The sequence below is a fragment of the Halorubrum sp. Ea1 genome (assembly GCF_002252965.1).
In the GTDB taxonomy this organism is placed as follows: Archaea; Halobacteriota; Halobacteria; order Halobacteriales; family Haloferacaceae; genus Halorubrum.
Map to the genome: position 1 here is coordinate 12,624 of NZ_NHPG01000094.1, position 26,090 is coordinate 38,713.

Annotated in this window: 27 protein-coding genes and 1 tRNA gene; 10 read left to right on the forward strand and 18 right to left on the reverse strand. The window is 70.4% G+C overall.

Going from position 1 to position 26,090, the window contains the following annotated elements; all coding sequences use genetic code 11:
- Nucleotides 1–71: 71 nt before the first annotated feature.
- A complete protein-coding gene (locus DJ73_RS11425) occupies nucleotides 72–836 on the reverse strand; it encodes a sugar phosphate isomerase/epimerase (protein ID WP_094522912.1) in 765 nt (254 codons plus the stop codon).
- Nucleotides 837–958: 122 nt separating this feature from the next.
- On the opposite strand from DJ73_RS11425, the gene DJ73_RS11430 reads away from it, so the two are divergent.
- The 4 genes from DJ73_RS11430 (at nucleotide 959) to DJ73_RS11445 (ending at nucleotide 5,763) form a co-directional block, all read left to right on the forward strand.
- Nucleotides 959–2,746 (forward strand): thiamine pyrophosphate-binding protein, encoded by a 1,788-nt coding sequence (locus DJ73_RS11430; protein ID WP_094558002.1) that lies wholly within the window; start codon nucleotides 959–961, stop codon nucleotides 2,744–2,746.
- A 115-nt stretch (nucleotides 2,747–2,861) separates the two neighbouring features.
- Nucleotides 2,862–3,290 carry a hypothetical protein gene (locus DJ73_RS11435; protein ID WP_094558003.1) on the forward strand — a complete coding sequence of 143 codons (429 nt, stop codon included), beginning with the start codon at nucleotides 2,862–2,864 and terminating at the stop codon, nucleotides 3,288–3,290.
- 84 nt (nucleotides 3,291–3,374) lie between these two features.
- The gene (locus DJ73_RS11440) at nucleotides 3,375–4,445 is read left to right on the forward strand and encodes a Gfo/Idh/MocA family protein (RefSeq protein ID WP_094558004.1); all 1,071 of its coding nucleotides are present in this window, start codon (nucleotides 3,375–3,377) and stop codon (nucleotides 4,443–4,445) included.
- 97 nt (nucleotides 4,446–4,542) lie between these two features.
- Nucleotides 4,543–5,763, forward strand: a complete 1,221-nt coding sequence (locus tag DJ73_RS11445; protein ID WP_094524136.1) for a DUF418 domain-containing protein — start codon at nucleotides 4,543–4,545, stop codon at nucleotides 5,761–5,763.
- Nucleotides 5,764–6,134: 371 nt separating this feature from the next.
- On the opposite strand, the gene DJ73_RS11450 is transcribed toward DJ73_RS11445, so the two are convergent.
- The 4 genes from DJ73_RS11450 to DJ73_RS11465 all read right to left on the reverse strand — a co-directional run bounded on the left by DJ73_RS11450 (nucleotide 6,135) and on the right by DJ73_RS11465 (nucleotide 7,963).
- The gene (locus DJ73_RS11450) at nucleotides 6,135–6,854 is read right to left on the reverse strand and encodes a fumarylacetoacetate hydrolase family protein (RefSeq protein WP_094558005.1); all 720 of its coding nucleotides are present in this window, start codon (nucleotides 6,852–6,854) and stop codon (nucleotides 6,135–6,137) included.
- A gap of 70 nt (nucleotides 6,855–6,924) precedes the next feature.
- Nucleotides 6,925–7,341 (reverse strand): hypothetical protein, encoded by a 417-nt coding sequence (locus tag DJ73_RS11455; RefSeq protein ID WP_094558006.1) that lies wholly within the window; start codon nucleotides 7,339–7,341, stop codon nucleotides 6,925–6,927.
- Nucleotides 7,341–7,685 carry a hypothetical protein gene (locus DJ73_RS11460; RefSeq protein WP_094524139.1) on the reverse strand — a complete coding sequence of 115 codons (345 nt, stop codon included), beginning with the start codon at nucleotides 7,683–7,685 and terminating at the stop codon, nucleotides 7,341–7,343. The genes DJ73_RS11455 and DJ73_RS11460 overlap by 1 nt, the downstream gene beginning before the upstream one ends.
- Nucleotides 7,682–7,963: a ubiquitin-like small modifier protein 1 gene (locus DJ73_RS11465; protein WP_094524140.1), complete on the reverse strand. Its 282-nt coding sequence runs from the start codon at nucleotides 7,961–7,963 to the stop codon at nucleotides 7,682–7,684. Before DJ73_RS11465 ends, DJ73_RS11460 begins: the two co-directional genes overlap by 4 nt.
- A 119-nt stretch (nucleotides 7,964–8,082) precedes the next feature.
- On the opposite strand from DJ73_RS11465, the gene DJ73_RS11470 reads away from it, so the two are divergent.
- Nucleotides 8,083–9,612 (forward strand): GMC family oxidoreductase, encoded by a 1,530-nt coding sequence (locus DJ73_RS11470; RefSeq protein ID WP_094558007.1) that lies wholly within the window; start codon nucleotides 8,083–8,085, stop codon nucleotides 9,610–9,612.
- A gap of 39 nt (nucleotides 9,613–9,651) precedes the next feature.
- Here the strand turns inward: DJ73_RS11470 and DJ73_RS11475 are convergent, their stop codons facing one another.
- The 3 genes from DJ73_RS11475 to DJ73_RS11485 are packed head-to-tail and all read right to left on the reverse strand — an operon-like array spanning nucleotide 9,652 to nucleotide 11,863.
- Nucleotides 9,652–10,035: a hypothetical protein gene (locus DJ73_RS11475; protein WP_094558008.1), complete on the reverse strand. Its 384-nt coding sequence runs from the start codon at nucleotides 10,033–10,035 to the stop codon at nucleotides 9,652–9,654.
- Nucleotides 10,023–10,868 carry an alpha/beta hydrolase gene (locus tag DJ73_RS11480; RefSeq protein WP_198947999.1) on the reverse strand — a complete coding sequence of 282 codons (846 nt, stop codon included), beginning with the start codon at nucleotides 10,866–10,868 and terminating at the stop codon, nucleotides 10,023–10,025. The genes DJ73_RS11475 and DJ73_RS11480 overlap by 13 nt, the downstream gene beginning before the upstream one ends.
- Nucleotides 10,865–11,863: a phosphate uptake regulator PhoU gene (locus DJ73_RS11485; protein ID WP_094558009.1), complete on the reverse strand. Its 999-nt coding sequence runs from the start codon at nucleotides 11,861–11,863 to the stop codon at nucleotides 10,865–10,867. The genes DJ73_RS11480 and DJ73_RS11485 overlap by 4 nt, the downstream gene beginning before the upstream one ends.
- Nucleotides 11,864–12,119: 256 nt before the next feature.
- Here DJ73_RS11485 and DJ73_RS11490 point away from each other — a divergent pair, with 256 nt between their 5' ends.
- A complete protein-coding gene (locus DJ73_RS11490; protein ID WP_094558010.1) occupies nucleotides 12,120–12,527 on the forward strand; it encodes a MaoC family dehydratase in 408 nt (135 codons plus the stop codon).
- Between the two features lie 35 nt (nucleotides 12,528–12,562).
- Here the strand turns inward: DJ73_RS11490 and DJ73_RS11495 are convergent, their stop codons facing one another.
- From DJ73_RS11495 to DJ73_RS11535, 9 genes are all read right to left on the reverse strand, one after another.
- Entirely contained in the window at nucleotides 12,563–13,582 is a 1,020-nt protein-coding gene (locus tag DJ73_RS11495; RefSeq protein WP_094526457.1) for a 3-oxoacyl-ACP synthase, read from the reverse strand.
- Nucleotides 13,579–14,808: a branched-chain amino acid ABC transporter permease gene (locus tag DJ73_RS11500; protein WP_094526458.1), complete on the reverse strand. Its 1,230-nt coding sequence runs from the start codon at nucleotides 14,806–14,808 to the stop codon at nucleotides 13,579–13,581. The genes DJ73_RS11495 and DJ73_RS11500 overlap by 4 nt, the downstream gene beginning before the upstream one ends.
- A 79-nt stretch (nucleotides 14,809–14,887) precedes the next feature.
- Complete coding sequence (locus tag DJ73_RS11505) at nucleotides 14,888–15,922, reverse strand: branched-chain amino acid ABC transporter permease (protein WP_094558011.1); 1,035 nt, start codon at nucleotides 15,920–15,922, stop codon at nucleotides 14,888–14,890.
- Nucleotides 15,919–16,617, reverse strand: coding sequence for an ABC transporter ATP-binding protein (locus DJ73_RS11510; protein WP_094524148.1), 699 nt, complete (start codon nucleotides 16,615–16,617; stop codon nucleotides 15,919–15,921). The genes DJ73_RS11505 and DJ73_RS11510 overlap by 4 nt, the downstream gene beginning before the upstream one ends.
- Nucleotides 16,614–17,594 carry an ABC transporter ATP-binding protein gene (locus tag DJ73_RS11515; RefSeq protein WP_094524149.1) on the reverse strand — a complete coding sequence of 327 codons (981 nt, stop codon included), beginning with the start codon at nucleotides 17,592–17,594 and terminating at the stop codon, nucleotides 16,614–16,616. The genes DJ73_RS11510 and DJ73_RS11515 overlap by 4 nt, the downstream gene beginning before the upstream one ends.
- Nucleotides 17,594–19,042 (reverse strand): ABC transporter substrate-binding protein, encoded by a 1,449-nt coding sequence (locus DJ73_RS11520; protein ID WP_094558012.1) that lies wholly within the window; start codon nucleotides 19,040–19,042, stop codon nucleotides 17,594–17,596. The genes DJ73_RS11515 and DJ73_RS11520 overlap by 1 nt, the downstream gene beginning before the upstream one ends.
- Nucleotides 19,043–19,194: 152 nt before the next feature.
- Nucleotides 19,195–19,896: a helix-turn-helix domain-containing protein gene (locus DJ73_RS11525; protein WP_094524151.1), complete on the reverse strand. Its 702-nt coding sequence runs from the start codon at nucleotides 19,894–19,896 to the stop codon at nucleotides 19,195–19,197.
- A 133-nt stretch (nucleotides 19,897–20,029) separates the two neighbouring features.
- Nucleotides 20,030–21,616: an AMP-binding protein gene (locus DJ73_RS11530; protein ID WP_094524152.1), complete on the reverse strand. Its 1,587-nt coding sequence runs from the start codon at nucleotides 21,614–21,616 to the stop codon at nucleotides 20,030–20,032.
- A 1-nt stretch (nucleotide 21,617) separates the two neighbouring features.
- Nucleotides 21,618–22,424, reverse strand: a complete 807-nt coding sequence (locus DJ73_RS11535) for an alpha/beta fold hydrolase (RefSeq protein ID WP_094526461.1) — start codon at nucleotides 22,422–22,424, stop codon at nucleotides 21,618–21,620.
- A gap of 194 nt (nucleotides 22,425–22,618) precedes the next feature.
- Here DJ73_RS11535 and DJ73_RS11540 point away from each other — a divergent pair.
- The 3 genes from DJ73_RS11540 (at nucleotide 22,619) to DJ73_RS11550 (ending at nucleotide 25,117) form a co-directional block, all read left to right on the forward strand.
- A tRNA-Glu gene (locus tag DJ73_RS11540) sits at nucleotides 22,619–22,729 on the forward strand.
- A gap of 93 nt (nucleotides 22,730–22,822) precedes the next feature.
- Complete coding sequence (locus DJ73_RS11545) at nucleotides 22,823–23,998, forward strand: cystathionine gamma-synthase (protein WP_094558013.1); 1,176 nt, start codon at nucleotides 22,823–22,825, stop codon at nucleotides 23,996–23,998.
- A gap of 171 nt (nucleotides 23,999–24,169) precedes the next feature.
- On the forward strand, nucleotides 24,170–25,117 hold the full coding sequence (locus DJ73_RS11550; protein WP_094524155.1) for a D-2-hydroxyacid dehydrogenase: 948 nt from the start codon (nucleotides 24,170–24,172) through the stop codon (nucleotides 25,115–25,117).
- A gap of 72 nt (nucleotides 25,118–25,189) precedes the next feature.
- On the opposite strand, the gene DJ73_RS11555 is transcribed toward DJ73_RS11550, so the two are convergent.
- On the reverse strand, nucleotides 25,190–25,756 hold the full coding sequence (locus DJ73_RS11555; RefSeq protein ID WP_094524156.1) for a peptidylprolyl isomerase: 567 nt from the start codon (nucleotides 25,754–25,756) through the stop codon (nucleotides 25,190–25,192).
- A 103-nt stretch (nucleotides 25,757–25,859) separates the two neighbouring features.
- Here DJ73_RS11555 and DJ73_RS11560 point away from each other — a divergent pair, with 103 nt between their 5' ends.
- On the forward strand, nucleotides 25,860–26,060 hold the full coding sequence (locus tag DJ73_RS11560) for a XapX domain-containing protein (RefSeq protein WP_094524157.1): 201 nt from the start codon (nucleotides 25,860–25,862) through the stop codon (nucleotides 26,058–26,060).
- The last annotated feature ends 30 nt before the right edge of the window (nucleotides 26,061–26,090 follow it).

Sequence of the window (26,090 nt, forward strand, 5' to 3'; positions counted from 1 at the left end):
CTCGGAGCAGTGCGCTCTGATCGCACCGCACGGAGCGATAGGCTCTGATCGCACCGCACGGAGCGATACGCTCAGCGCAGCGCCCTTCGGAGGGTCGCTGCCCCGCGCTCGATCGACGCGATCGGATCGGCGGGGTCGTCGTGCTCGTAGACGAGCCACTCGACGTCGGCGTTCCGCGCGCTCGCGACGACCGCGTCGAGGTCCACGTCGCCCTCGCCGAGCGCGACCGACTCGCCGCGATCGGCGTCGTCGTCGGTGACGTGGACGTGCGTGATCCGGCCGGCGTGTCGGTCGATCAGCTCGGCGGGGTCCGCCCCGCCGACGAGCGCCCAGCCGGCGTCGATCTCTAACTCGACCCGATCGTCGGTCCGGTCGATCAGTCGCTCGATAGCGGGGTCGCCGTCGAGGCTCGCGAACTCCTGGTCGTGGTTGTGGTACGCGAGCCGGACGCGCTGGGCGTCGAGGGCCGCCGCGAGGTCGTCCAGCCGCTCCGCGGTCGCGTCGACCGCCGCGGCGCTCTCGAAGTGCTTCGGGTCGAGCCACGGGACGACGAACGTGTCGACGCCGAGCCGACCGTACAGGTCGACGGTGTCGTCGAACTCGGCCTCCAACGCCTCGGCCGGCGTGTCTTCCAACGCCTCGATCGGGACGTGCGCGGAGGCGGCGTCCAGACCGTTCCGGTCGAGCGCCGCGAGCACCGCCTCAGTCGGCGACTCGCGCACCCGATAGGCGAACTCCACCCCGTCGTAGCCGGCCTCGCCCACGCGGTCGAGCAGCTCCGGGAGCGGAGCGTCGACCGAGCGCAGCGTGTACAGCTGGACCGCGATATCGATCATAGCTGTCATTTCTCGGCCACCGATGTATTGATTTGGATATTTCGCGGCCGCGACGCCGCCGATCGGCCTGCGGCCCCCGCTGCCGCCGAAGGTTTGAACACCCGCTCCGTCGACCTCGCGGTATGGAGACTACCGACTCCCCGAGCGGGACGGACGCCGACGGGGTCGACGCGCCGACCGTCGCCGAAGCGGTCGTCGACCACATGCTCGACCGCGGGGTCGACGTCGCCTTCGGGATCCCCGGGAAGCAGACGCTCCCGCTCAACCGGGCGCTCGCCGACCGCGACGCGCGGTTCGTCGTCGCGCGCCACGAGACGGCCGTCACCCATCAGGCGTGGGGGTACGCCGAGACGGGCGAGCCGGGCGCGATGGCGGCGACGGTCGTCGTCCCCGGCCCGGGCGATATGAACGCGATGAACGGGCTGAAGAACGCCCTGAACGACTGCGTCCCCCTCCTGCACCTCGCCGTCGAGACGGAGCGCGAGGTGCGCGGCGGCGACGGGATCCACGAGACGCCGCCGGAGACGTACGACACGGTCGTCAAGGAGAACGTCCTCGTGGACTCGCCGGCGGGCGCCGTCCCCGCCGTCGCCGACGCGATTCGCGTCGCTCGCGAACACCCGCAGGGGCCGGTTCGTGTCGGGATCCCGAAGGACGTCCTCGCGAGCCGGACGCCGCAGCCCGCGGTCGGAGAGCGGTCGCCGAGCGCGCCGCCGGCCCCGCCCGCCGACGCCGTCGACCGCGCCGCGGAACTGCTCGCGGGGGCCGACGCCCCGGCGATCCTCGCGGGCGGCGGCGTGCGACGGGCCGGCGCGAGCGACGCGCTCCGGTCCGTCGCGGAGGCGCTCGACGCGCCGGTCGCGACCACGTACAAGGGGAAGGGAACGCTGCCGGAGACGCACGCGCTCTCCGCCGGCGTCCTCTGCGGCGGGTCGAGCACCGACCTCCGGGAACTGCTCGGCGCGGCCGACGTCGGGCTCGTCGTCGGGTCCGACCTCGACGCGGTCGCGACCGCCTCGTGGTCGGTCTCGATGCCGGACCGGCTCGTCCACGTCACCCTCGACGGAGACGACGTCGGATTCGGCTACGAGACGGAACTCGGGGTCGTCGCCGACGCGGACGCGTTCCTTCGTGCGCTCGACGATCGTCTCGACCAGGGCCGGGAGGCGGACCTCTCGCCGCCGGTCTCGTCGTCGCCGGCCTCGTCGTCGCCGGCGGCGGACGGGGCCGAACTCGACGGCGCCGAGCGGGCCGGTGCGGTCAGGTCGGCCGACGAGGAGCGGTTCGCGACGCTCGCCGACGGGCGGGCCCCCGACGACCCGCTCCGGTCCGTCGAAGTCCTCCGGGAGGTCCGGGAGGCGCTCCCGGACGAGACCGTCGTCACGGCGGACGCGGGCGGGTTCCGGCTCTGGACGCTCGTCTCCTTCCCGGCGTCGGGGCCTCGATCGTACGTCAACCCGGGGTCGTGGGCGACGATGGGCACCGGGCTCCCGTCGGCGATCGGCGCGAGGCTCGCCAACCCCGACCGCGACGCCGTCGCGCTCACCGGGGACGGCGGACTCATGATGTGCGTTCACGAGCTACACACGCTCGCCGCCGAGGACCTCGACGTGACGGTGGTCGCGCTCAACAACGACGACTACGCGATCATCAGCGAGGAGGCGTCGCGCTCGTACGACTTTCCCGAAAGCGCCTACGGGTGGGCGGACGCGGGCCTCGACCCGGTCGCCGTCGCGTCCGGGATGGGCGTCCCCGCGGAGCGGGTGACCGACCTCGACGCGGTCGGGGACGCGGTCGACGCGGCCCGGCGCCGCGACGGCCCCGCGCTGGTCGAGGTCGTGACTGACGCGGCGGAGCCGCAGGCGAGCGAGTGGATGACGCGGGACCGCCCCGTCGACGAGGAGCGATAGCCGAAGGGACGCGAACGGCCGCCAGTCCCGTCGATGGTCCCCGTCAGAACGTTTCACGCCTCGCGTTTCGGGTATCTGAAGCGAGACATAAACGGGCGGGGCGGCGACGGTCAGCATGCGCAATCCGTGGGTCCACGACGACGTGCCGGAGGCGGCCGGCTCCGGGTACGGCGGGCGAGTGCGGCTGCTCGGGGCGGTCGTCTGGGGGACGCTCCTGTGCGGCGTCGGCGGGACCGCGCTCCTCGTCGGGACCGGGACGGTCGAACCGGCGCTCGCGGCGTCGCTGCGGTCGGCCGTCACCTACGTTCTCGCCGGGGCGGCGTCGGTGCTCCTGTTGCCCCTCGTCTTGCGGCTTCTCGCCGTCTCGCGGCTGCTCGCTGCGGTCGCCTTCCTCGCCGGCGCGTGGCTGGTCGGGGGGTTCGTCTGGAGCCGCGAGTCCGAGCGTATCCTCGGGACCCTCCCGGGCGAGGGAGGTCTCGGCCCGGGCGCGGAGTCGTTCAGTGGTCTGTTCGAACTGGCGGAGACGCTCTTCGCGCTCCTCTGAACCGCCCGCGCCCCGGACCGCCGGCGATCGCGACCGCGTGAGCCGGAACGTGAGCCTTAACAACATTCGTTGTGAATTCGGCGTATGACTCACGCGAACGACGTCGCCGTCGGCATCGTCGGCCTCGGCGGGATCGGGAAGCACCACGCGACGAAGCTGACGGAGCGCGGCGCGAACCTCGTCGGCGGCATGGACATCGACGCCGACGCCCGGCGGCGGTTCCACGAGGAGTTCGACGTCCACGCGTACGAGAGCGAGACGGACCTGTACGAGGACTGCGACGCCGTCCTGATCACGACGCCGAACCGCTTCCACGAGGAGTACGCCGTCTCGGCGCTGAAGGCCGGCCTCGACGTGCTCTTGGAGAAGCCGCTCGCACACACGGTCGAGAGCGCCGAGCGCATCGCCGCGGCCGCCCGCGACGCCGAGGGGTTCTGCATGGTCGGGTTCAACAACCGGTTCGCGGAGCCCGTCCAGGTGATCAAAGGCTACCAGGACGAGGGACGGTTCGGCGAGACGACGCACGTCGAGGCGAACTACGTCCGCCGCCGGGGAGTCCCCGGCCGCGGCTCGTGGTTCACGTCGGGCGACGTCGCCGGGGGCGGCGCGCTCATCGACATCGGCGTCCACGCCGTCGACCTGGCGCTGTACTTCCTCGACCACCCGGAGGTCGTCGAGGTGTCGGGCGAGACGCGCTCCGAGTTCGGGAACCGCGACGACTACGCGTTCGTCCACATGTGGGGCGACGACAACGGCGCCGAGGGGTTCGACGTCGAGGACTCGGCGTCGGCGTTCATCCGCGATGCCGACGGCAACACGGTGTCGCTGGAGGTCGCGTGGGCGACGAACCGACCGACGAACGATGAGTTCGTGATCCGCGGGACGGAGGCGGGCGCGACGTTCGACCGCGGCAGCGACGAGCTCACGATCCACGAGGCGCGCTCCTTCGACGGCGACAGCCACCACTTCTCCGACACCGAGGTCGAGACCCGCGAGGGCGACAGCCACGGGGCCGAGCAGGCGGCGTTCCTCGAAGCGGTCGCCGCGGGCGAGGCGCCCGCGATCAACACGATCGACGAGGCGCTCTCCGTCCAGCGCGTCATCGACGCCATCTACCGATCCTCGGAGCGCGGCGAGGCCGTCCGGCTGGACTGAGGCCGGCCCGGTCCCGCCCTCGGCCCGAGTCCCCGCCGTCTCCGGCTCCCGCTATCCGAACCTATTCGGTCCTCCGGTTCCTCCTCGGAAGCAATCCGTGACACGCGACGCCGGCCCGACCCCGCCCTCCGAACGCATCGTCAGCCTCGACGCGCTCAGAGGGTTCGCCCTGCTCGGAATCCTGCTCATCAACGTCTGGGTGTTCGCGATGCCGGAGGCGTCGCTGTTGAACCCCACCGTGTACGCCGATTCCACCGTCTACGGCGACTTCACAGGCGCGAACTACTGGGCGTGGTTCGCCGGCCACGTGTTCGCGCAGTCGAAGCTCATCACGCTGTTCTCGGCGCTGTTCGGCGCCGGGGTCCTGCTGTTCGTCGGGAGCAAAGAGGAGAAGGGACAGGACGCGGTCCGGCTCCACTACCGGCGGACCGCGGTGCTCATCGCGGTCGGACTCGCGCACGCGTACCTGCTGTGGTACGGCGACATCCTCGTCGCCTACGGCTTCACCGGGCTGTTCCTGATCACGGTCCGCGACATGGACGCGAAACGGCTGGCGGCGCTCGGCGGGCTCTTCCTGCTGTTCGTTCCCGTCACGGAGCTGTTCGCCGCGGTCAGCATCGGCGGCGACGCGATCGCGTCTCAGTGGGCGCCGAGCGAGGCCGCCCTGCGCCAGGAGGTGGCGACCTACCGGAGCGGCTGGCTCGAACAGATGGACCACCGCGTCTCCGCCTCCTTCCAGCGACAGACGTCCGGCTTCATCGGGTCCAGCTTCTGGCGCGTCGGCGGCGTGATGCTGCTCGGAATGGCGCTGTACCGCTGGGGCGTGCTCACCGGCGAGCGCTCGGCGCGGTTTTATAAGCGGCTCGTCGCCGGCGGGGTCGTCGGCGTCGCGGTCGTCGTCGCCGGCGTCGCCTACATCGAGGCGAACGACTGGAGCGCGGGCGCGGCGCTGTACTGGCGTCAGTTCAACTACTGGGGGAGCCTCCTCGTCGCCGGGGGGTACGTCGGGCTCGTCATGCTGTACGCGAAGCGGCGGCCCGACGGTCCGGTGACGAGGACCTTCGCCGCGGTCGGACGGACCGCGTTCACCAACTACCTCCTCCAGACAGTGCTCGCGACCTCGATCTTCTACGGCCACGGCCTCGGCCTGTTCGGCTCCGTGAACCGCGTCGAACAGTACGGGATCGTCCTCGCCATCTGGGTCGTGCAGGTGGTGCTGTCGGTGGCGTGGCTCAACTACTACCGATACGGCCCCGTGGAGTGGGTCTGGCGGACGCTGACGTACGGGGAGCGGCAGCCGCTGAAGAATCCGAACTAATCGAATTTCGCTGGCCGTCTTTTTCCCGGGTCGATCGTAGTCTGTGTATATGTCGTTGCCGTCGTTGGCACGACGAACCCCTCCGACCCTCCGGCGGCTCGCTTATAAATAATCGAACACGCGTCGACGGTGAAGGCATCCAAGGCTCCAGCCGTGAGGCGCGCCCCGCACCGCAACCGCAGCCTCACGCCTCCCCAGCCTCGCCGCTGGCACCCTCCGCTTCGCTTCGGGAGCCAGCGACTCCCTCGCGCGCGCTCTCGCCGGCGGCTACGCCGCCGGCTGTCAGAGGGACCTTCGGTCCCTCGCTACTCGCGGCCTCCGGCCGCTCAAAAAGCACGCGCCACCGCACGCTTATTAAAATAAGCCGTCAGTTACGACACGTCGACGACTCGGTTCGACAGCGTCCCGACGCCCTCGTAGGTGATCTCGACGCGCTCGCCCGGTTCGACGAGCCCGGGGTTCGCCGGGCTCCCGAAGGCGACGCAGTCGCCGGGCTCGAAGGTGAACCGCTCCGAGAGGTACGAGACGATCTCGTGGGGACCGAACAGCATCAGCTCGGTGTTCGCGTCCTGACGCTGCTCCCCGCCGACCGTCGTCGAGATGTCGAGGCTCGTCGGGTCGACGTCGGTCTCGATCCACGGGCCGAGGGGCGCTGAGCCGTCGAACGCCTTCCGCGCGGTCCGCCCCTGCTGGTCGAGCGCGTCGACGTCGTTCATCACCGTGTAGCCGCGGACGACCCCGGGAACGTCCTCGGGGGCGACATCCCGGCAGCGCTCGTCGATGACGGCGACCAGCTCGCCGGCGTACGTCAGCTCGTCGGTCCACTCGGGGTACGCGATCGACTCGCCGTGCGCGAGCAGGCTCGCCGGCGGTTTGATGAAGAAGTCGGGCTCCTCGGGGCGCTCGTACTCCATCTGATCGAGTGTCTCGACGTAGTTCCGCCCGACGCAGTAGAGCGCGCTCGGGTCGCAGGGCGGGAGGAGCCGCCCGTCGCGACCGACCTCGTAGCGGCCGTCGTCGTCGACGATCGTCCCGTCCTCGTAGCGTCCGGAGACCGGTCCGTCCGGCGTGAGCAGGCGTGCGAGTCGCATGGCGGCACGTCCACGCGGGGGCGTCGAAAAGGCGTCGGTCGCGGTCAGTCGTCGTCGCGGTCGATCGCGGTCAGTCGTCGTCGGTCGCGGTCCCGATCACCACGCCAGACCGGATCTCCAGCGCGGTCTCGAACTCCTCGCGCCGCGTCCGACCCGAGCCCGCCCGCTCGACAGCCGTCTCGTGGGCGCGGGCGACGGCGTCGCGCTCGCGGTCAGTGAGTCCCAGCCGCTCCCCCACGCTCTCCCAGTGGTCGGGCTCCACGAGGAACGTCTCGCGGTCCGGCTCGGCCGCGATGCGCTCGTACCGCCGCCTGTACTCATCGATCCGCGGGCTCAGGTCCGCCTGCACGCGGGCGAGGAGGGAGGGGAGCCGCTCGGCGGGGACGCTGGCGAGCGCCGCCGTCTTGACCAGCGCGGTCCCGTCGATCGGGTAGTCGCCGTTCGGCGACGTCGACCCCGTCCCGGGTGACTCCTCGTCGCCGGCCATCAGCCTCCGGCCCGCATCGCCTTCTGACGGTACTTCGGGAGGAGCTCGGCCAGCGCGTCCGGGTCGCCGACGAACTCGGCGGTCACTTCGGTGAGTCGAATCGCAGCCGCGGCCGTCACCGTCTCGGCGCTGAGCGCGACGCGCCACCCGTCGCCGTCCACGCGGGTCGCCTCGGCCGGGTCGTCCGTGCCCACGAGCGTCCCGCCGAGGTTGACGAGGTAGTGGGCCGCGAGCCGCCGGGAAATCCCGCGGTACGCGACCGTCTCGCGCTCCCAGCCCTCCTCCGCGGGCGGGGGACCGTCGACGGGCTCGGTCCCGCCGCTCGCCTCGCCGTCGGGGGTCATGCGCCGCCCGCGACCGGCGGGAACACCGAGAGCCGGTCGCCGTCCTCCAACGCCGTCTCCAGCCCGTCGAGGTGAAGCACCTCGCGGCCGTTCTTGAGCACGTTGATCTGGGGCGCGAGGCCGCCGTCGACGACCAGGCGACCGTTCATCCCCTCGTACTCCGCTTCTAGCTCCCGCAACACGTCTCCGACGCTCGACCCGTCGGCGAACTCCGCCTCGACGATTTTCCCGCCGGCGGCCTCGCGAAACGTCGCGAAGAACCGCAGTTCCAGTTCCATATGCGCGTAATCGGTCCGGACCGACATAAAACGGTCCCGAGAAGCGGGGAGGAACCACACCGCTCGTGCGATGTGGTACCATAGCTTTAGGTTCCACCGGTCCGTCCAATCACTTGGAAATGTCAAGCAAGGCGTACGATTACGCGGTCGTCGGCGCCGGGTCGGCGGGCTGCGTGGTCGCGCGGCGGCTAGTTGAGCGGGGGAACGACGTGATTTTACTCGAAGCGGGGGCACCCGACGAGAACCACGAGGAGCGGATCAACACACCGGTCCGCTTTCCGGAGCTGTTCAAGTCCGAGGCCGACTGGGAGTACTACACGGAGCCGCAGCCGGAGATGAACGACCGCCGGCTGTACCATCCCCGCGGGAAGACCCTCGGGGGGTCGAGCTCGCTGAACGCGATGATCTACAACCGGGGCGTTCCCTGGGACTACGACAACTGGGCGTCGATGGGGAACGACGGCTGGAGCCACGACGAGATGCTCGACGCGTTCAAACGGAGCGAGGACTTCGTCGGCAGCGGAGACGAGGAGTTTCACGGGACGGGGGGACCACTGACCGTCGACGACCTGTCCGACCCGCACCCGGCCTCGGAGGCGTTCGTAGACGCGGCCGCGGAGTGCGGCATCGAGCGGAACGCCGACATCAACGGGCGACGGCAGACCGGTGCGGGACTGTACCACGTGACGCAGCGGGACGGGAAGCGGTGCAGCAGCGCCGCGGCGTTCATCAAACCGGTACTGGACCGCGCCGGGCTGACCGTCGAGACCCGCGCACACGTCACCGGTATCCGGTTCGACGACGCGACCCGCGCCGAGGGCGTCGACTACCGACGCGACGGCGAGACGCACGAGGTCGACGTCTCGGAGGAGGTGGTGCTCAGCGCGGGGGCGTACGACACGCCGCAGCTACTGATGTGCTCCGGCGTGGGGCCGGCAGAGCACCTCCGCGACCACGACATCGACGTGGTCGCCGACCGACCGGGCGTCGGCCGGAACCTCCAAGACCACCTGTTCAGCTTCGTCGTGTACGATCGGACCGACGACGAGCCGCCGGCGCCGACGTCGAACATCGGGGAGGGCGCCGGGTACACCTACGTCGACGACGACGAGCCGGCGCCGGACCTCCAGTTCCACTTCTGTCCGACGTACTACATGAACCACGGCTTCGACAACCCCGACGGGCTCGGGTTCTCGATCGGCGCGACGCAAGTGCGGCCCGAGAGCCGGGGGCGGGTCGAGCTCGCCTCCGCCGATCCCACCGATGACCCCGTCGTCGATCCGCGGTACCTCTCGGCCGAGCCGGACCTCGAGGTCCTCCGCGAGGGCGTCAAGCGGGCCCGTGAGATCGCTCGGGCCGACGCCCTCGACCCGTATCGCGGCGCGGAGGTCTGGCCGGGCGAGGACGTCGAGACAGACGCGGAGATCGAGGAACACGTGCGCGAGACCGCTCACACGGTGTACCACCCGGTCGGGACGTGTCGGATGGGGAACGATGAGTCGGCGGTCGTCGACGATCGGCTCCGTGTGCACGGCGTGGACGGCGTCCGGGTCGCCGACACGTCGGTGATGCCGACGATTCCGAGCGGCAACACCAACGCGCCCGCGATCGCCGTCGGCGAGCGGGCGGCGTCGCTGCTCGAGGCCTGACCGGCCGGTTCGCCCGGCGGGACCGCGTTCGGAAGGGGACTACAGGTCCGAGAGCCGGATCCCGTCCTCGACGAGCCGGAAATTCCGCTCGCGACCCAGCTCGTCGCCGAGCCACTCGTGTTCGTACAGCTGTCCGATCAGTTCCACGTAGAGGTTCCGCCATGCGATGGCGTAGATCGGGGACTGCCCCCACGCGCGCAGTTCCGGGACGAACTCGTGGTACGTGCTCGCCTGCGTCTCCATTCGCTCGACCGCGTCGGCGACGACCTCGGCCGCCTCCGCGGGCTCGGCGCCCTCGATCTCCTCGTTGATCCGCGACTGAATGCCGGCGATGGCGCGACGCATGTCCTGTTCGGCGGTCTCGTCCTCCTCGGGGAGCGACTCGACGACCCCTCGCGGCACGCCGAGCTCTATCTCTGGCATACCGAATCGTCCGGCGGCGACGCTGAAAAAACCCGCTCACCGATCCGCCGCTCGACGGGGGCCTCCACGAGCCACCGACCGGTGAGCGTCCCGACCCGATCACGCGCGGCCGCCGGGTCGGTCGATACCCACTCGTCTCCCCGCTGCGGCCCGTAGGCGCCGAACCCGGCGTGATTGACCCCGTCGAGCTCGATCACCCGGGCGTCGTCGGGCAGGTTCGACCGGCTCTCGCGCTCGCGGTCCGCGTCGATCACCCCGTCGGCGCCCCCGAGCACCGAGAGGACCCGCAGCCCGCTCTCTGAGACGTCGCTGTCGCAGTAGGCGGCGTGGAGGACGAGCCCGTCGAGGTCGACGGCGTTGGCCGCCGCGTACCGACAGGCCATCGCGCCGCCGAGCGAGTGGCCGCCGACGTACCACGACTCGACCGCCGGGAGCGCCGCCCGCGCGTCGTCGGCCCGGTTCGGTCCGAGCACCGCGAGGTTCAGCGGCACGTCGACGATCACGACGGCGACGTCTCGCCCCGCGACCGTCGCCGCGGCGGTCGGGACGTAACTCTCCGGGTTCACGCGCGCGCCGGGATAGTAGGCGAGTCCGACCGTCTCCGCGGTCACCGGCCCGCTCCGAACGACCGTCAGCCCGTCGAGCCGCTCGACGGTGACGGCCGACGAGGACTCGACCGCGTTCACCGCCGCCTCCTCCGGGCCCGCGCCGACCGCGAAGTAGAGCCCGGCACCGGTCGCGAGAACCGCCGCACCCAGCGCGATCACCGCGACGGCGACGGCGACGGTGCGTCGGGAGGGGAGCCGACCCGTGTCGTCTCCCTCGGGGCTCACGGGGTCGGCGCGGCCTTCTGGAGAGCCGTCTCCGCGATGTTGCCGCCGTAGTCGGCCGACCGGAGCACGGAGTCGACGACGAGGCCGAGCAGCTGCGCGCGGGCCGGGTCCAGGTCGCGGAGGAGTTCGTCGATCGCGCGCACCCGCTCGTCGATCGCCCTGACGCCCGTGCGAGCGTCGTTCGCCAGCCGCGTCGCCTCGTCGCTGTCGTCGGCGAACAGCGCGTCCATCGCGGTGTCGATCACCTCGACCGCGTCGCCGTGGAGGTCGTTGACCGCCTCGACGACCTCGTCGGGGAGCGGCTCGTCGATGCTGAGCGTCAGGTGGCCGATCTTCGTCGCGTGGTCGCCGATCCGCTCCAGCTGGCGGGCGCTGGAGTGGTAGTCGAAACACTCCTCGCGCGGGAGGCCGAGCTCTTCGGCCGCCTTCGGCGTGCGAAGCGTCGCGCGGAAGATCCGGGAGACGACGAGCCAGAGCCGATCGAGGTCGTCGTCGCGGCCGATCACGTCGCGGGCGAGGTCGTGGTCGAGATCGGAGAGCGCGGCGAGCGCGTCCTCCAGCATCGACAGCGATATCAGCCGCATCCGGGTGACGGCGTTGTGGATCGACAGCTCCGAGGAGTCGAGCAGGTCCTGGATGACGACCCGCTCGCGCGTCTCCTCTAACACCTCCAGGCCGACGAGGCTCTGGACCGCCTCGCGGATGGCGGAGCGCTGCTCGGTGGAAATCTCGGCGCCCTCCAGTTCGATCACGTCGAACCCGCTGACGTACATCGTCGTCACCGCCCGGGTGAGCGCCTGCCCCGAGAGGTCGGTGACGTCGAGCGTCCCGCGGGTGCGCTCCTCCTCCGACCGCGGCGTGAGGAACAGCGAGTCCCCGTCGGGGAAGAACTCGATCTTGGTGCCGGCCTCCACGCCGTTTTCCGTCGCCCACGTCTTCGGGATCGAGACCGTGTACGTCGAGCCGCCGGTGACCTGCACCTTCCTCGTTTCCATGTATACAGATCGCACACGATATCCCTTAAGTTTATTCAAAATATATACTCCTACCGCGTCTCGGATAGACGACGCAAGTCGCATCTCAGCGGTCATAATTCGGATGGAAGCCGCGAGCAAGCCCTAACTGTCAGTCATAATATAATAATTATATATCCCTATATATTTCGGGTCGCGGGCCGAGCGGGCCGCTCGGCACGTCGACGTTCGAGGGTGAACACCGGGGTTGAGGTTCCGGGACGCAGAATACTGAGTCATGCCAGTCGCGACTGTCGGCGATACGGCGTCCCACGAGGTACAGGTCACGGACGAGGCGATCGACGCGTTCGCCGAGCTCTCCGGCGACGACAACCCGATCCACCTCGACGACGCCTACGCCGCGGAGTCGATGTTCGGCGGACGCGTCGCGCACGGAATGTTGTCGGCCGCGGCGGTCTCGGCGGCGCTCGCGTCGCTCCCGGGCGACATCGTCTATCTCGAGCAGGAGCTGTCGTTCAACGCGCCCGTCCGTCCGGGCGAGACGCTCAGGGCCGCCGTCGAGGTCGTCGAGGACCTCGGCGGCGACCGACTGCGGGTGCGGACGGAGGCGTTCGTGGACGCGCGCGAGGAGCGCGTCCTCGACGGGGAAGCGACGATACTCTCGGTGGCCCACGAGGACGACTGACCGCGCGGACCGACGCCCCGACGCAAAGCGGCCCGCTACCCGTGCCAGCGGAGCACCGTCGCCGCCCACGTGTACCCGGTGCCCGCGGCGAGGAAGCAGACGAGGTCGCCGTCTGCGAGCCGACCGTCGGCCAGCCCCTCCTCGACGGCGAGCGCCTGATCGACGCTCTGGACGTGGCCGTACTCGTCGAGGTAGTAGCCGTCCCGCTCGGGGTCGAGTCCGAGCTCCTCCAGCACCCGGTCGTGGAAGGACCGCTTCATGTGCGTGAGGGCGACGAAGTCGAGGTCGGTCCGCTCGAACCCCGACCGCGACAGCGCCTCGTCGGCGACGGAGCGGAACGCCGGCAGCGAGACCGGGCCCAGTCGCTCCTTCATCCCGTCGGGGTCGGGGACCTGCAGCGCGTGGAGCCCCTCGCGCACCGTCGCCTCGCTCGGCGGGCGCTTCGACCCGCCAGCGGGCATCACGACGTCGTCGGCGAAGGAGCCGTCCGTCTCGGCCGCGCTCTCGTGAACCGTCGCGCGGGCGCGGTCGCCGGGGTCGGCCTCGACGACGAACGCGCTCGCGCCGCTCCCGAAGTTGAACATGAACGACGCGTCCTCGTCCTCGTAGTCGACGAGGTCCTCCTCCCGGCTCGCCGAGACGAGCAGCGCGGTGTCGGTCTCCTCGACCGCGAGCTGAGCGGCCGCCTGCCGGAGCGCTATCGGGGCGCCGGCACAGAGCGTGTAGCTCTCGGTGGCGTAGGCGTTCTCGGCGCCCAACGCCTCGGCTATCGCGGCCGCGGCCGACCACACCACGTGGTCTTTGAACTCCGAGCCGTGGTAGAGGAGGAGGTCGACCGCGGTCGGGTCGACGTCGGCGTCCGCGAGCGCCTCGCGGGCCGCCTGCTCGGCCATGTCCGTCGCGTGGTCCCCGTCTCGCGGGCAGACGTGCTTCTCGGTCACGCCCATCTTCTCGACGACGACCTCCTCGGGGATCCCGCTGATCTCGGCGATCTCCGCGCCGGTGATCGTGTCTGGCGGCACGTATGTCCCGAGGCCGGTGATTCCGACCGTCATCGGCGGTACCTCCGTAGCCGCTCCGGCAGGCGCTTGCCGACGGTCCCCCCGAGCCGGTCGCGCACCGTGCCGAGGATCCCGTTGGGGACGAACAGCACGAAGAGCACGAAGACGATCCCGAGGTACAGCGGCGCTCGTCCGGCCAGAGCGGTGTTGACGAACAGCTCGACGCTGAGCCCGAAGACGTCGGTCTCGAGGACGGTCGCCGGGACCCCTTCACGGATGTAGGTCGCGAGACCGCCGCTCTCGGTCGAGAGCACGTCCTCCAGCCACTGGTGGAACGCCGTGCCGAACAGCGGTCCCGCCAGCGTGCCGAACCCGCCGATGATCGTCGTGATCAGCGCGTCGGCGGTGACGAGGAAGAAGTAGGAGTTGTCCGGCGACACCGACCGGGCGTACGCGGCGAAGATCCCGCCGGCGACCGCCCCGAAGAAGCCGCTGATCGCGAACGCGGCCAGTTTGAACCGGTAGGTCGGATAGCCGACGGCGCGGGCGCGCTCCTCGTTCTCGCGGATGGCGACCATCACCCGCCCGAACGGCGAGTGGAGGATCCGCTGCATCGCGAAGTACGAGGCTAAGACGACGGCGCCCAGCGCGTAGTAGGAGACCACCGTCGCGGAGACGTCGATCCCCAGGCCGAGTAGATTCTCGACGCTGGTGCCGGTGAGCCGTCCGACCCGGAGGCTCAGCGCGTCGACGTACGGGACGCCGATCGCGAGCCCGTCGCCCCCGATCGTCGCCCCCTCTTGGGGGTTCGTGGAGACGTACCCCCACGAGCGGATCAGCTCGTAGATCACCTGCGCGAACCCGAGCGTGATCATCGCGAAGTACACCCCCGTGAGCCGGAACGAGACCGAGCCGATGACCAGCGCCAGCAGCGCCGCGAGCAGCGCGCCGAGCAGCAGCGTGATCATGAACGGCGTCCCGCCTGGGATCCCGGGGATCTGCCCGTTCGCCGCGAGCACGACGAAGTACGCCCCGGTGCCGTAGAACGCGGCGTGGCCGAACGAGAGGTAGCCCGTGTAGCCGCTGACGAAGTCGAAGCTCATCGCGAACAGCCCCATGTACAACACGGCGATCATGAACGTGATCCCCGGGAGGAACGCCGCCGTCTCGGCCGCCAGCGGCGACGACTCCAGCGCGCCGTTGACCGGCGGGTACAGGAAGAAGACGAGGACGACGGCGGCGTGGACCGCGTGGTCCCGGGCGTAGTCGGCGAGGGTCACGGCGCGGTCGACATCGCTGACTTCCGCGTCGTCGTGCCCGGCGTCGGCCCCCGCGTCGTCGGCGGAGGAGTCGGGGTCGCTAATGGCCGCCCACCTCCTCGACGCCGTAGAGGCCCTGCGGCCTGACGATCAGCATGCCGACTAACAGCAAGAAGATCGTCACCTCGGAGAGGCCGGAGAAGGTGACGACGCCGGTCGTGAACAGCCACGTCGTCACCGAGTCCGCGATGCCCACGATCCCCGCGGCGACGACGGTGCCGCGGAAGCTCCCGAGCCCGCCGATGATCACGACGACGAACGCGTACAGGAGCACGTCGATGCTCAGCAGGACGCTCGGCCCCCAGATCGGGTCCCACATCAGCAGGACCCCGCCGACCGCGGCGAGGCCCGTCCCGACGCCGAAGACGACGGTGAACGCCCGGCGGACGTCGATCCCGAGCGCCTGCACCATCTCGGTGTCCTCGCTCCCGGCGCGGATGTATAATCCGTACAGCGTCCGGGTGAGGAACAACCAGACGGCGACGAGGACGACGCCGCCGATCAGCACCTCGAACAGGTAGAGCCGCCGCACCGCGATCCCGAGGAAGTCCGTGCGGCCGAGGAGCACGTCCGGAACGGTGCCCATCGGCGCCTGCCACTGCGGGTCCGGCTGGATGCCACGCAGCGTCAACACGATCCGCGCGACCTCCTCGATGATCAGCGAGACGCCGAACGTCAGCAGGATCTGGTAGGTCGGCGTGCGGTCGTAGATCGGTCGGATCAGCTTCAGCTCGATGAGACTGCCCGCCGCGGTGGTGACGGCGAAGACGATCGCCATCGCGGCGAAGAAGACGCCGATCGTCGCGAGCGTCCCCGTCCCGGAGCCGACGACCAGAACGAGCACGAGCCCGCCGAGGTACGCGCCGACCATCGTGACGGCGCCGTGGGCGAAGTTGAGCACGCCCATCAGCCCGAACACGAGTGTGAGCCCCACCGCGATGGTGAAGTAGACGGCGGCCTTGCCGAGCCCCTCGACGAGGACGCGGACCGCGGTCCGGAGCCCGTCGGCGGCGCCGCCCGTCGCGAGCAGCGGGGCCGGGTCCGCGACGCCGAGGGAGAGCGCGGTCGCGCTCATGCGGTGAGGTACCTCCGGATGCGCTCGTCCTCGCTCGTGACGCCGTCGGTGTCGCCCTCCTCGACGACGACGCCGTGGTCGACGAGGTAAAACCGGTCGGCCAGGTCCATCGCGAGCCGGAAGTTCTGCTCGACGAGTACCATCGTCGTGTCCGCGGAGGCCGCGCGGAGCGCCTCGACGACGTCGCTCACGATCTGCGGCGCGAGCCCCTCGCTGGGCTCGTCGACGAGCAGCAGGTCGTTGTCGCCGAGCATCCCGCGGGCGATCGCGAGCATCTGCTGTTGGCCGCCGCTGAGGTCGCCGGCCTCCTTGTCGGCGAACCGCTCAAGGGCCGGGAAGAGGTCGTACGCCTCCCCGATCCGGGCGTCCGGGTCGGCGGCGGCGTGGGCGGCGACGCGGAGGTTCTCCGCGACGGTCAGGTGCGCGAACACCCGCCGGTCCTCCGGCACCCACCCCATTCCGCCGCCGGCGATCTCGTGGGGCTCGCGGCCGGTGACGTCCTCGCCTTTGAATCGGACCGTCCCGCGCCGCGGCGGCGTCAGCCCGAGCGCGGTCCGTAGCGTCGTCGTCTTGCCGACCCCGTTGCGACCGACGAGCGCGACGATCTCGTCGTCTTCGACGGTCAGGTCGAGCCCCTGCAGGATGTGGCTCTCGCCGTAGTACGTGTGGACGCCCTCGAACTCCAACACGCTCACCGGCCGCCACCTCCGCGGTTCGGCGTTCGCCCAGACGCTCGGCCCCGTTCGGCCGGCGGGGCTCGCCCTGTCGGCCGGTCGACGCGACGACCGCCGTCGGTCGCCGCCGCGGAGCCGTCACCGTCGGTCCCGCCGCTCTGCTCCTCGCCTGTGGCGTCGCCCTCGCGGCCGTAGCCGCCGAGATACGCCTCCCTGACGGCCGGGTCGTTCCGGACCGACTCGGGCGGGCCGTCGGCGATGAGCTCGCCGCGGTGGAGCACCGCGATTCGGTCGGAGATGCCCATCACCACGTCCATGTTGTGTTCGATCAGCATCACGGAGTGGTCGGCGGCGACGTCCTCGATCAGCGCGACCACGTCGTCGACCCCCTCGCTGGAGACCCCGGCGGTCGGCTCGTCGAGCAGGAGCAGGTCCGGGTCGCCGGCGAGCGCGACGCCGACCTCCAGGCTCCGTTTCTCGCCGTGACTGAGGTTCTCCGCGACGGCGTCGGCCGCTCCATCGAGTCCGATCCGGTCGAGGATTTGGTGGGCCTCCTCGTAATGCGCGTCGAACGACCGAACGTTGCGCCAGAGCTTCCAGGCGTCGCCGCCCCGCGCCGCCTGCGCCGCGATCCGGACGTTTTCCAGCACCGTGAGCGTCGGGAAGAGGTTCGTGATCTGGTACGACCGGTGGATCCCGGCCAGCGCCGTCTCGTGAGGCGAGGCGTCCGTTATGTCGCGGGTGCCGACCCCGCCGTCTCCGCCCTCGCCGGCCTGGCCGGCCTGGCCGCCCTCGCCGGCTCCGGCGCCCGGTGCGAACCGGATCGCGCCGTCGGACGGCTCCAACACTCCAGTGAGGAGGTTGAAGAACGTCGTCTTCCCGGCGCCGTTCGGGCCGATGAGCGAGCAGAGCTCGCCGGACTCCAGCGCGAAGTCGACCCCGTCGACCGCCGTGATCCCGCCGAACCGCTTCGTCAGCCCGTCGGTTTCGAGCAGCATCACAGCGAGCAGCTGGCGTCCTCCTCGGGGACCATGACGTCCTCGGCGTCGAGCCGTTCGAGCGGCTCGCCGGGCATGATGGGCGCGTCCCACGTCTCGGCGAACTCGTCGCTCGTGGGGACCGGCCAGGCGACGGTCATCTGGGAGGCGCCCTGGTTGTTGTGGCCCTGGAACGTGTAGCCGTCGGCGCCCTTCGGCGTGTCGGCGACGGTCATCCCGCGCAGCGCCTCCGCGACGTCGGCGCCGTCCGTCGACCCGGACTCCGTGACGGCCTGCGAGAGGGCGGAGGCGGCGGTGAACGTCCCCGAGCTGAACAGGTCGGGGACGATGTCGTACGCGTCGATGTGCATCTGTCGGAACTCCTCGTTGATCGGGTTCTCGTACTGGTTCCAGTGGTACCGGCTGGTGAACGGACCGAGCCCGGCGTCCTTGATGTCCTGCTCGGTGAAGCCCTCGCCGAGCGCCGACTCGATCGTGCCGCCGATGAGCTTCGTCGTCAACAGCGCCGCGAACCCGCCGAACACCTGCACGTCGAACGAGATCGCCGAGGTGAGGAACTGCGGCAGCGTCGACGCCGTGAACCCGCCGACGACGCCGGACGCGCCGTTCGAGACGGCCTCCTCGAAGAGCCCGTCGAACTCGGAGTAGCCGACCTCGACGAACCGCGGCTCCAGCACCTCGACGCCCTGGCTCTCGAGGACCGCGGTGTAGTTCTCCGCGACGCTCTGTCCGAAGGCGTTGTCGGACGCGAACACCGCGACCGTGTCGATGTCGAAGTTCTCGGCGACGTACGTGCCGCCCGCACGCGCGTCCATCGCGGTGTGCTCGCTCGCGCGGAACGCCAGCGGGTGACAGAACTCGTCGCTCACCGTGATGCCCGCGTCGGCCGCGGGGCCGATGAGGTACGGCACCTCGGACTCGTCGACGACGGTGTCGATCAGGCGCCGCGCGCTGTCCGAGGACGTGCCCCCGAAGAGGACGTCGACGTCCTCGTCGAGCACGAGGTTCGTCGCGACGTTCTGTGCGGTGTCGGGGCTGAACTGGGTGTCCTCGACGATGATCTCGTAGGTCGGGCCGTCGTCCGTCTCCAGCGTGTAGGTGCCCGGCGTGAGCTCCTCGATCGGATCGACGTCGTGTTTGTACGCCAGCCCGGAGTAGAATCCCATGAGGCTGATCTGGCCGTAGTACTGGAGGTCACCGGAGGTCGGCTGCAGCGCCCCGATCCGGAGCGTCTCCCCGGAGAGGTCTCCGCCGTCGCCTCCGTCCTCTCCGTCGCCGGATCCCCCGTCTTCGCCGTCGCCGGAGCCGCCGTCGCCGCCGTCGCCGCTCCCGCCGTCGCTCCCGTCGCCGCCGTTTCCGGAGCAGCCGGCGAGTCCTGCGAGTCCGACTCCGCCGACCGCGGCGCCAGTTCGTCGAAGATACGACCGTCGCGTGGTTACGTCTCGCATACGCATACCGACGAGACACACCGGCAAAAGGGGCCGAGTTAAGATGTTAACAAGCGACGCGAAACCGCGAGGGATCCGGCGAAAACGCTCGCTCACGCGGAGAATCAAGGGGCCGGGCGAGTCACGGACTCAGTCGACCGCAGTCGCCCGGCTCAGTTCATCCGGTCGAGCGCCTGCACGACGCTACGGAGCAGTTTCTTCTCGCCGCGGCGCATGTTCTTCGAGACCGCCGCCGTCGACACGTCGAACTCGTCGGCGAGCGTCGAGAGGGTCGCCTCTCGCGGCGACTCGAAGTAGCCGGCGTCCGCCGCCGTCTCGATGGTCTCGCGCTCGACGTCGGTGAGGTCGCGGCAGGCCTCCAACATCGTGGAGGCCGCGTTCGCGTTGCGCATGGTGTCGAACAGCGACTCCATCGACAGCTCCGAGCGGTCCTCGACCACGAACTCGTTGCCCTTCTCCAAGTCGTGTAGCGCCGCCTCCGTGGTCTCGTCGTCGTCGAAGCCGACCTGCCACTGCTCGGAGCCGTCGGCGATCCGGAACGGGCCCGTGATGTAGCCGCCGTGGTCGGTGATCGTCGACATCGCGTTCGTCTCCTCGATGACCGTCCGGATGATCGCGGTGTCGTCCCGCTTCGAGAACAGGCGGTACTCGGCCATGTTCTCGTGGTCGCGGAGCCTCTGCAGGCCCTCGCTCAGCTCGTAGCGGTCGGACGACTCGACGAGCAGTCGGGTCTCCAGCTGTTCGGCCGCCGTGTCGAGCTGCCAATGCATCGCGGAGAACCCGACGTCGTGGTCCGCGGAGGTGTCGATGAACGGGCAGTCGAACTGCTCCATATCCATCGTGACGTCGATCATGGCCTCCCCTTATCTCCCACATATATAACGGTTGTTCCTGTGGGACGCCCGCCACGTCGTGAGACGGCCGAAAACGGCGGGATAGCGCCCGACAGCTCGTTCCCGGCACGCTCGGCTCGGCCGCGTCGGACCGTCACTCCCCGAACCGCTCCTCGATCGCCGCCCGGTCGATCTTCGACGGGCCCGACGTCGGCATCTCCTCGACGAACGCGAGCCCCTTCGGCACCGCGTACCGGGCGACGCGGGAGGCGAGGTGCGAGCGCAGGTCGTCGAGCGTCAGCGACTCGTCGCCCACGACCACCGCCTTCCCGACGGTCCCCCACTCCTCGCTCGGAATCCCGATCACGACGGCCTCCTCGATCTCGGGGTGATCCGTGAGCGCGTCCTCGACTCGCGGCGGGTAGACGTTCTCCCCGCCGGAGACGAACATGTTCTTCTTGCGACCCTCGATGTGGTAGTAGCCGTCCGCGTCGACGCGGGCCAGATCGCCCGTCGAGACCCAGTCGCCGAACGTCTCGGCCGTCTCCTCGTCGTCGTTCCAGTAGCGGTCCGCCGCCGCGGGGCCGGCCAATTCAAGCTCGCCGACGGTCCCGTCCGGGACCGGGCCGTCCTCGTCGACCACGCGCGCGTCGACCGCGAGCGCGGGCACGCCGACGCTGGCGGTCTTCTCCGGCGGGAAGCCGTCGGGCATCGCGAAGTTGTTCGGGCCGCACTCCGTGAGCCCGTACCCCTGCGATATTTCCACGCCGCGGTCGCGCCACGCGTCGATGACGCTCTCGCGGCACGGCCCGCCCCCGCTCTTGACGAACCGCAGGGAGGAGAGATCGGTGTCGGCCCACTCGTCGTGGCGCGCCATCATCCGGAGCACCGCGGGGACCGCGACGAGCGTCGTCGCGCGTTCGCGCTCGACGTCGGCGAGGACGCGGCCGGGATCGACCTCGGGGCTCAACAGGATCCGCGCCCCCATCTGGAGGAAGGGGACGGTGAGCACGTTCCACCCGCCGGTGTGGAACATCGGGAACACCATCGGCGTCACGTCGTCCTCGCGGAGCCCCCACGCCGTGATCGTGTTGAACGCGTTCCAGCGGATCGCGCCGTGGCTGATCACCGTCTCCTTCGGCGTGCCCGTCGAACCGCCGGTGTGGAGGAAGAGGTGCGGGTCGGCGAGCGAGACGGCGGCGGTCTCGACCGGCGAACCGTCGTCGGGGAGGTCAGCCCCGAGCGTGCGCCACGCGTTGTCCGCGTCGGTCGCGATCGCGCGCACCGGGGGCTCGACGTCGGCGCGCTCCAAGGCGTCGACCACGTCGCCCTCGAACGGCGTCTCGGCCGCGAGGAGCGCGGGGTCGACGTCGCCGAGGACCGCCGCGAGCTCGCGCTCCGCGAGCCGGTGGGAGAGTGGGGCCAACACCGCCCCGACCTTCGCCGTCGCGAAGAACAGGTCGAGCAGCTCCACGCGATTCCGCGAGACGACGGCCACGCGGTCGCCCTTCCCGACGCCGACCTCGCGGAGGAACCGCGCGGTGCGGTTGGCGCGCTCGTCGAGGTCGGCGTACGTGTACTCCTCGCCCGCGGCCGTGTCCGTGACGGCGACGCGGTCGGGCGAGAGTCGCGCTCGGCGCGCCGACAGCGACCCCACCCACTCGTACGCCCGGTCGCCGTGCGGGTGCGGCCGGGGGTCGTCGGCTCCCTCCCCGCCACTCCGCGGATCGTTCCCGGCCATCTCAGGCGACCCCGTCGAGGAACGACCGGATCCTGTCGTCGACGGCGTCCCGCTCCTCGATGAAGAAGAGGTGGGGCCCGCCCTCGATCCGTTCGACCGTCGCGTGCCGGATGAGTTCGGCCAGACGGTCCGCGTTCTCGACCGGGAGCACCCGGTCGGCGGTGCCGTGGACCACCAGCGTCGGGACCGACAGCTCGCCGAGCCGGTCGGACGCGTCGAACGCGGCGACCGCGGCGGCCTGCGCCTCCCGGCCCGCGGGCGTCGCGTCGCCCGACAGCCGCCAGTCGACGATCCGATCGACGAGCTCCGGCTCGCGCTCGTAGAACCCGTCGCTCACCGCGGGCTCCATCAGGTACCGGATCCGCTCCCGCGGGTCCGCGTCCTCGGGCGCGGAGAAGATGTGATCTTGAACCTCGGGCGGCGTCTCGGCCGCGCCCTCGCCGCCTGGCGAGGTGCAAAGCAGGGTCAGCGAGGCGACCCGCTCGTCGGTCAGCGCGAGCTCCTGCGCGATCATGCCGCCCATCGAGGCGCCGCAGACGTGCACCCGGTCGACGCCGCGGTCGTCGAGCACGGCCCGCGCGTCGGCCGCCATCTCGGCGATCGCGTACGGCCCCTCCGGGACGTCGGAGTCGCCGGTCCCGCGGTTGTCGGGACGGAGCACCTCGTACCCGTCCGCGAGGTCCTCGGTCAGCCACCGCCACATCCAGCGACCGTACCCCAGCCCCTCTAAGAGGAGGACCGTCGCGCCGTCGCTCGTCCCGTCGACGGCGTAATTTATCGCGACGCCGTCGCGTGTCGCTCTCGGCATACCAGTACAGACGGGGTCGCGCCGCATCAACCCGCACGTTAACGTTTCAACCACCCCACCGGTGTCAAGCGGACTCAACGCGCCGACCGCTCTCGACGGCGGGGCGGAATCCGGGGACGAAGCCCCTGTCGAGGCGTCCCACGGTGACGGGAGTTGAGAAGAGTTAAATCGGATGCGGCACAAGCGGAAATCGCGCTCGGTTGGTGTAGTCCGGCCAATCATGTTGGCCTTTCGACGGATGCGGCGCATCGGTGCGCCGGTTCGGAAGTCAGCCGACGACCAGGGTTCAAATCCCTGACCGAGCACTTCTCGCGAAACCGCTCCGGCAGCGACGGGTCCGTTCGGCCACCGCCGCTCCGAAGGGGAAGAATCACCAGGCTCGCCGACGAGTCCCCGATATGAGCGACGACCCCGAAGGCGACGACCCGCGCTTCGAGACCCGCGCGATCCACGCGGGACAGGAGCCCGACCCCGAGACCGGCGCGCTGATGACGCCGATCCACGCGAACTCCACGTACGAGCAGGACGGACCGGGCGACCACCGCGGCTACGAGTACAGCCGGACCGGGAACCCGACGCGGACCGACTTGGAGGCGAACCTCGCGTCGCTGGAGTCGGGGAGCCACGCGCGCTGCTTCTCCTCGGGCATGGGCGCGATCAACACCGTCCTGAACCTGCTGTCGGCGGGCGACCACGTCGTCGCCGGCGACGACGTGTACGGCGGCACCCACCGCATCCTCACGCAGGTGTACGACGAGTACGACGTCGACACCACCTTCGTCGACACCACCGACCACGACGCCGTGCGGGACGCGGTACGGGAGGAGACGGAGCTGGTGTGGGTCGAGACGCCGACGAACCCCCTGATGAACATCAACGACATCGGCGCGCTCGCGGACATCGCCCACGCCAACGACGCGCTCTGTGCGGTCGACAACACGTTCGCGACCCCGTACCTCCAGCGTCCGCTCGAACACGGCGCCGACGTCGTCTGCCAGTCGCTGACGAAGTACCTCGGCGGCCACTCCGACACGATCGGCGGCGCGCTCATCGTCGACGACGAGGGACTCGACGAGCGACTCGGCTTCTACCAGAACTCGGTGGGCGCGACCCCCGGCCCGTTCGACTGCTTCCTCGTGCTACGCGGGACGAAGACGCTCCCGGTGCGGATGGACCGCCACTGCGAGAACGCCGCGGCGCTCGCGGAGTGGCTCGAGTCCCACGACGACGTGAGCCGGGTCTACTACCCCGGCCTGGAGAGCCACCCGGACCACGAGCTCGCCGCAGAGCAGATGGACGCGTTCGGCGGCATGCTCTCCTTCGAGTTCGACGGGAGCCTCGATCAGGCGTCGACCGTCGTGAGCGAGACCGAGGTGTTCACGCTCGCGGAGTCGCTCGGCGGGGTCGAGAGCCTCATCGAGCAGCCGGCCGCGATGACCCACGCCGCGATCCCGCGCGAGGAGCGTCTCGCGGCGGGGCTCACGGACGGACTCATCCGCGTCTCCGTCGGCCTCGAACACGTCGACGACATGAAGGCGGACCTGCAGGCCGCGTTCGACGCGGCCCTGGAGTAACCGAACTCCGCCGCGGCCGCGCCCCACAACGGCCGCGCCCCACAACGGCCTCGCCCCGCACCGGCCACCTTCCGGACCGGCCACCTTCCGGACCGGCCGCCGCGCGCCCCGAATCCGGCACCCTTCGCCGCACGGGCACCCTTTATAACGGTCGCGCCGAGTGGCGTCGCCATGAGCGATCCAGACGTCCTCGTGCTGCGACAGACGATCCACGGATCGGACGCGTCGGACCTCGTCGCGTCGCTCCGCGAGCGACTCCCCGACCGCGAGATCGCGCTGGCCCGGACGCCGGCGGAGGAGCGCGAGCTGATCTCGACCGCCCGTGCCGCGGTGGGGCTCCACATCGACGAGGAGCTGTTGGCGGCCGCCGAGGAGCTCGAACTGTTCGCCTGCGTGTTCGCCGGGACCGGGCACCTCCCGCGCGAGGCGCTCGCGGACCGCGGCGTCGCCGTGACGAACGCCTCCGGCGTCCACGGCCCGAACATCGCCGAGTACGTCGTCGGGTCGATGATCACGCACGCCCGCCGGTGGCCGCGCGCGCACCGCCAGCAGGCGGACCGCGAGTGGCGCACCTACGAGACGACCGAGGTGTACGGCTCGACGGTCGCCGTCGTCGGGCTCGGCGCCATCGGGCAGACGGTCCTCGAACGGCTGGCGTCGTTCGACGTCGAGGCGGTCGGCGTCCGGTACTCGCCCGAGAAGGGCGGCCCGGCCGACGCGGTGTACGGCTTCGACGAGTTCCACGAGGCGATCGCCGACGCCGAGTACGTGGTGCTCGCGTGCCCGCTCACCGAGACGACGCGGGGGATCGTCGACGCGGAGGCGCTCAAAACGATGCGCTCCGACGCCGTCCTTATAAACGTAGCGCGCGGGCCGATCGTCGACACCGACGCCTTGGTCTCCTCGCTCAGGAACAGCCGGATTAGAGGGGCCGCCCTCGACGTGACCGACCCCGAACCCCTCCCGGAGGACCACCCGCTGTGGGGGCTCGGGAACGCCACGATCACCCCGCACAACGCCGGCCACACGCCGCACTACTACGACCGCGTCGCCGACATCCTCGCCGGCAACCTCACCAGGCTCGATGACGGCGAGGAGCTTGAGAATCGGGTAGTATAAGATACTCGGACGGCGGACCGCGGCGTCGACATCGGGGACCGCGGCGTCGACATCGGGGACCGCGGCGCCGGTCTACTCGTCGACGGCGACCTGCTCGATCTCGACCGTGTCGCGGGGCTCGTCGCGTCGGTCTGTCGGGACGGCGCCGATCTCTTCGACGACGTCCATCCCATCGATGACCTGGCCGAAGACGGCGTGCTTGCCGTCGAGGTGCGGGGTCGCGTCAAGCGTGATGAAGAACTGCGAGCCGTTCGTGTTCGGGCCGGAGTTCGCCATCGAGAGGATCCCCGGACCGTCGTGGGTGAGGTCGTCGTGGAACTCGTCGTCGAACTGGTAGCCGGGGCCGCCGCGGCCGTTCTCCTGCGGGTCGCCGCCCTGGATCATGAAGTCCTCGATGACGCGGTGGAAGACGTTCCCCTCGTACAGCGAGTCGCCGCGGACCTCGCCGCTCTCGGGGTCTTCCCACGTGTTGGTGTCGCGCGCGGGGTCGGCGTCCGCGGCGGGGTCGTGACGCGCCAGTCCGAGGAAGTTCTCGACCGTCTTCGGGGCGCGGTCGGCGAACAGCTCGACGACGACGTCGCCGTGGTTCGTCTGGAGCGTCACCTGCGGGTTGTCGGGGTTGGAAACCTCTCGTGCCATGTCGCCGTGAAGGGACGCGCGTCGGAAAACCCTACCCATCCCCGCCGCCGCGTCCCCGACCGCGAACACCGCGTTTATAAACGGACGTCGCCGACGCGTCGACATGGGTTCGACCACCGTCCTGACCGCCGCCGCGCTTCTCGTCGGGGTGACGGTCGGCGCGCTGTTCGCGTTCCTCCGCGTCCCGATCCCCGCCCCGCCGGAGTTACCGGGCGTGATGGCGATCGTCGGGATCTATCTCGGCTTCAAACTCGTCGGCTACGTCGGTGTGGGCTTCGACCTGCTCGACGCGCTCGGGCTGTAACGGTCCGCCCTCACCCGTCGCTTCGGCCGC

Coding starts and splice junctions, on each gene's coding strand:
- DJ73_RS11425 (WP_094522912.1), bottom strand. CDS start 836: ATGATCGATATCGCGGTCCAGCTGTACACGCTGCGCTCGGTCGACGCT.
- DJ73_RS11430 (WP_094558002.1), top strand. CDS start 959: ATGGAGACTACCGACTCCCCGAGCGGGACGGACGCCGACGGGGTCGAC.
- DJ73_RS11435 (WP_094558003.1), top strand. CDS start 2,862: ATGCGCAATCCGTGGGTCCACGACGACGTGCCGGAGGCGGCCGGCTCC.
- DJ73_RS11440 (WP_094558004.1), top strand. CDS start 3,375: ATGACTCACGCGAACGACGTCGCCGTCGGCATCGTCGGCCTCGGCGGG.
- DJ73_RS11450 (WP_094558005.1), bottom strand. CDS start 6,854: ATGCGACTCGCACGCCTGCTCACGCCGGACGGACCGGTCTCCGGACGC.
- DJ73_RS11455 (WP_094558006.1), bottom strand. CDS start 7,341: ATGGCCGGCGACGAGGAGTCACCCGGGACGGGGTCGACGTCGCCGAAC.
- DJ73_RS11460 (WP_094524139.1), bottom strand. CDS start 7,685: ATGACCCCCGACGGCGAGGCGAGCGGCGGGACCGAGCCCGTCGACGGT.
- DJ73_RS11465 (WP_094524140.1), bottom strand. CDS start 7,963: ATGGAACTGGAACTGCGGTTCTTCGCGACGTTTCGCGAGGCCGCCGGC.
- DJ73_RS11470 (WP_094558007.1), top strand. CDS start 8,083: ATGTCAAGCAAGGCGTACGATTACGCGGTCGTCGGCGCCGGGTCGGCG.
- DJ73_RS11475 (WP_094558008.1), bottom strand. CDS start 10,035: ATGCCAGAGATAGAGCTCGGCGTGCCGCGAGGGGTCGTCGAGTCGCTC.
- DJ73_RS11485 (WP_094558009.1), bottom strand. CDS start 11,863: ATGGAAACGAGGAAGGTGCAGGTCACCGGCGGCTCGACGTACACGGTC.
- DJ73_RS11490 (WP_094558010.1), top strand. CDS start 12,120: ATGCCAGTCGCGACTGTCGGCGATACGGCGTCCCACGAGGTACAGGTC.
- DJ73_RS11495 (WP_094526457.1), bottom strand. CDS start 13,582: ATGACGGTCGGAATCACCGGCCTCGGGACATACGTGCCGCCAGACACG.
- DJ73_RS11505 (WP_094558011.1), bottom strand. CDS start 15,922: ATGAGCGCGACCGCGCTCTCCCTCGGCGTCGCGGACCCGGCCCCGCTG.
- DJ73_RS11515 (WP_094524149.1), bottom strand. CDS start 17,594: ATGCTGCTCGAAACCGACGGGCTGACGAAGCGGTTCGGCGGGATCACG.
- DJ73_RS11520 (WP_094558012.1), bottom strand. CDS start 19,042: ATGCGAGACGTAACCACGCGACGGTCGTATCTTCGACGAACTGGCGCC.
- DJ73_RS11525 (WP_094524151.1), bottom strand. CDS start 19,896: ATGATCGACGTCACGATGGATATGGAGCAGTTCGACTGCCCGTTCATC.
- DJ73_RS11530 (WP_094524152.1), bottom strand. CDS start 21,616: ATGGCCGGGAACGATCCGCGGAGTGGCGGGGAGGGAGCCGACGACCCC.
- DJ73_RS11535 (WP_094526461.1), bottom strand. CDS start 22,424: ATGCCGAGAGCGACACGCGACGGCGTCGCGATAAATTACGCCGTCGAC.
- DJ73_RS11545 (WP_094558013.1), top strand. CDS start 22,823: ATGAGCGACGACCCCGAAGGCGACGACCCGCGCTTCGAGACCCGCGCG.
- DJ73_RS11550 (WP_094524155.1), top strand. CDS start 24,170: ATGAGCGATCCAGACGTCCTCGTGCTGCGACAGACGATCCACGGATCG.
- DJ73_RS11555 (WP_094524156.1), bottom strand. CDS start 25,756: ATGGCACGAGAGGTTTCCAACCCCGACAACCCGCAGGTGACGCTCCAG.
- DJ73_RS11560 (WP_094524157.1), top strand. CDS start 25,860: ATGGGTTCGACCACCGTCCTGACCGCCGCCGCGCTTCTCGTCGGGGTG.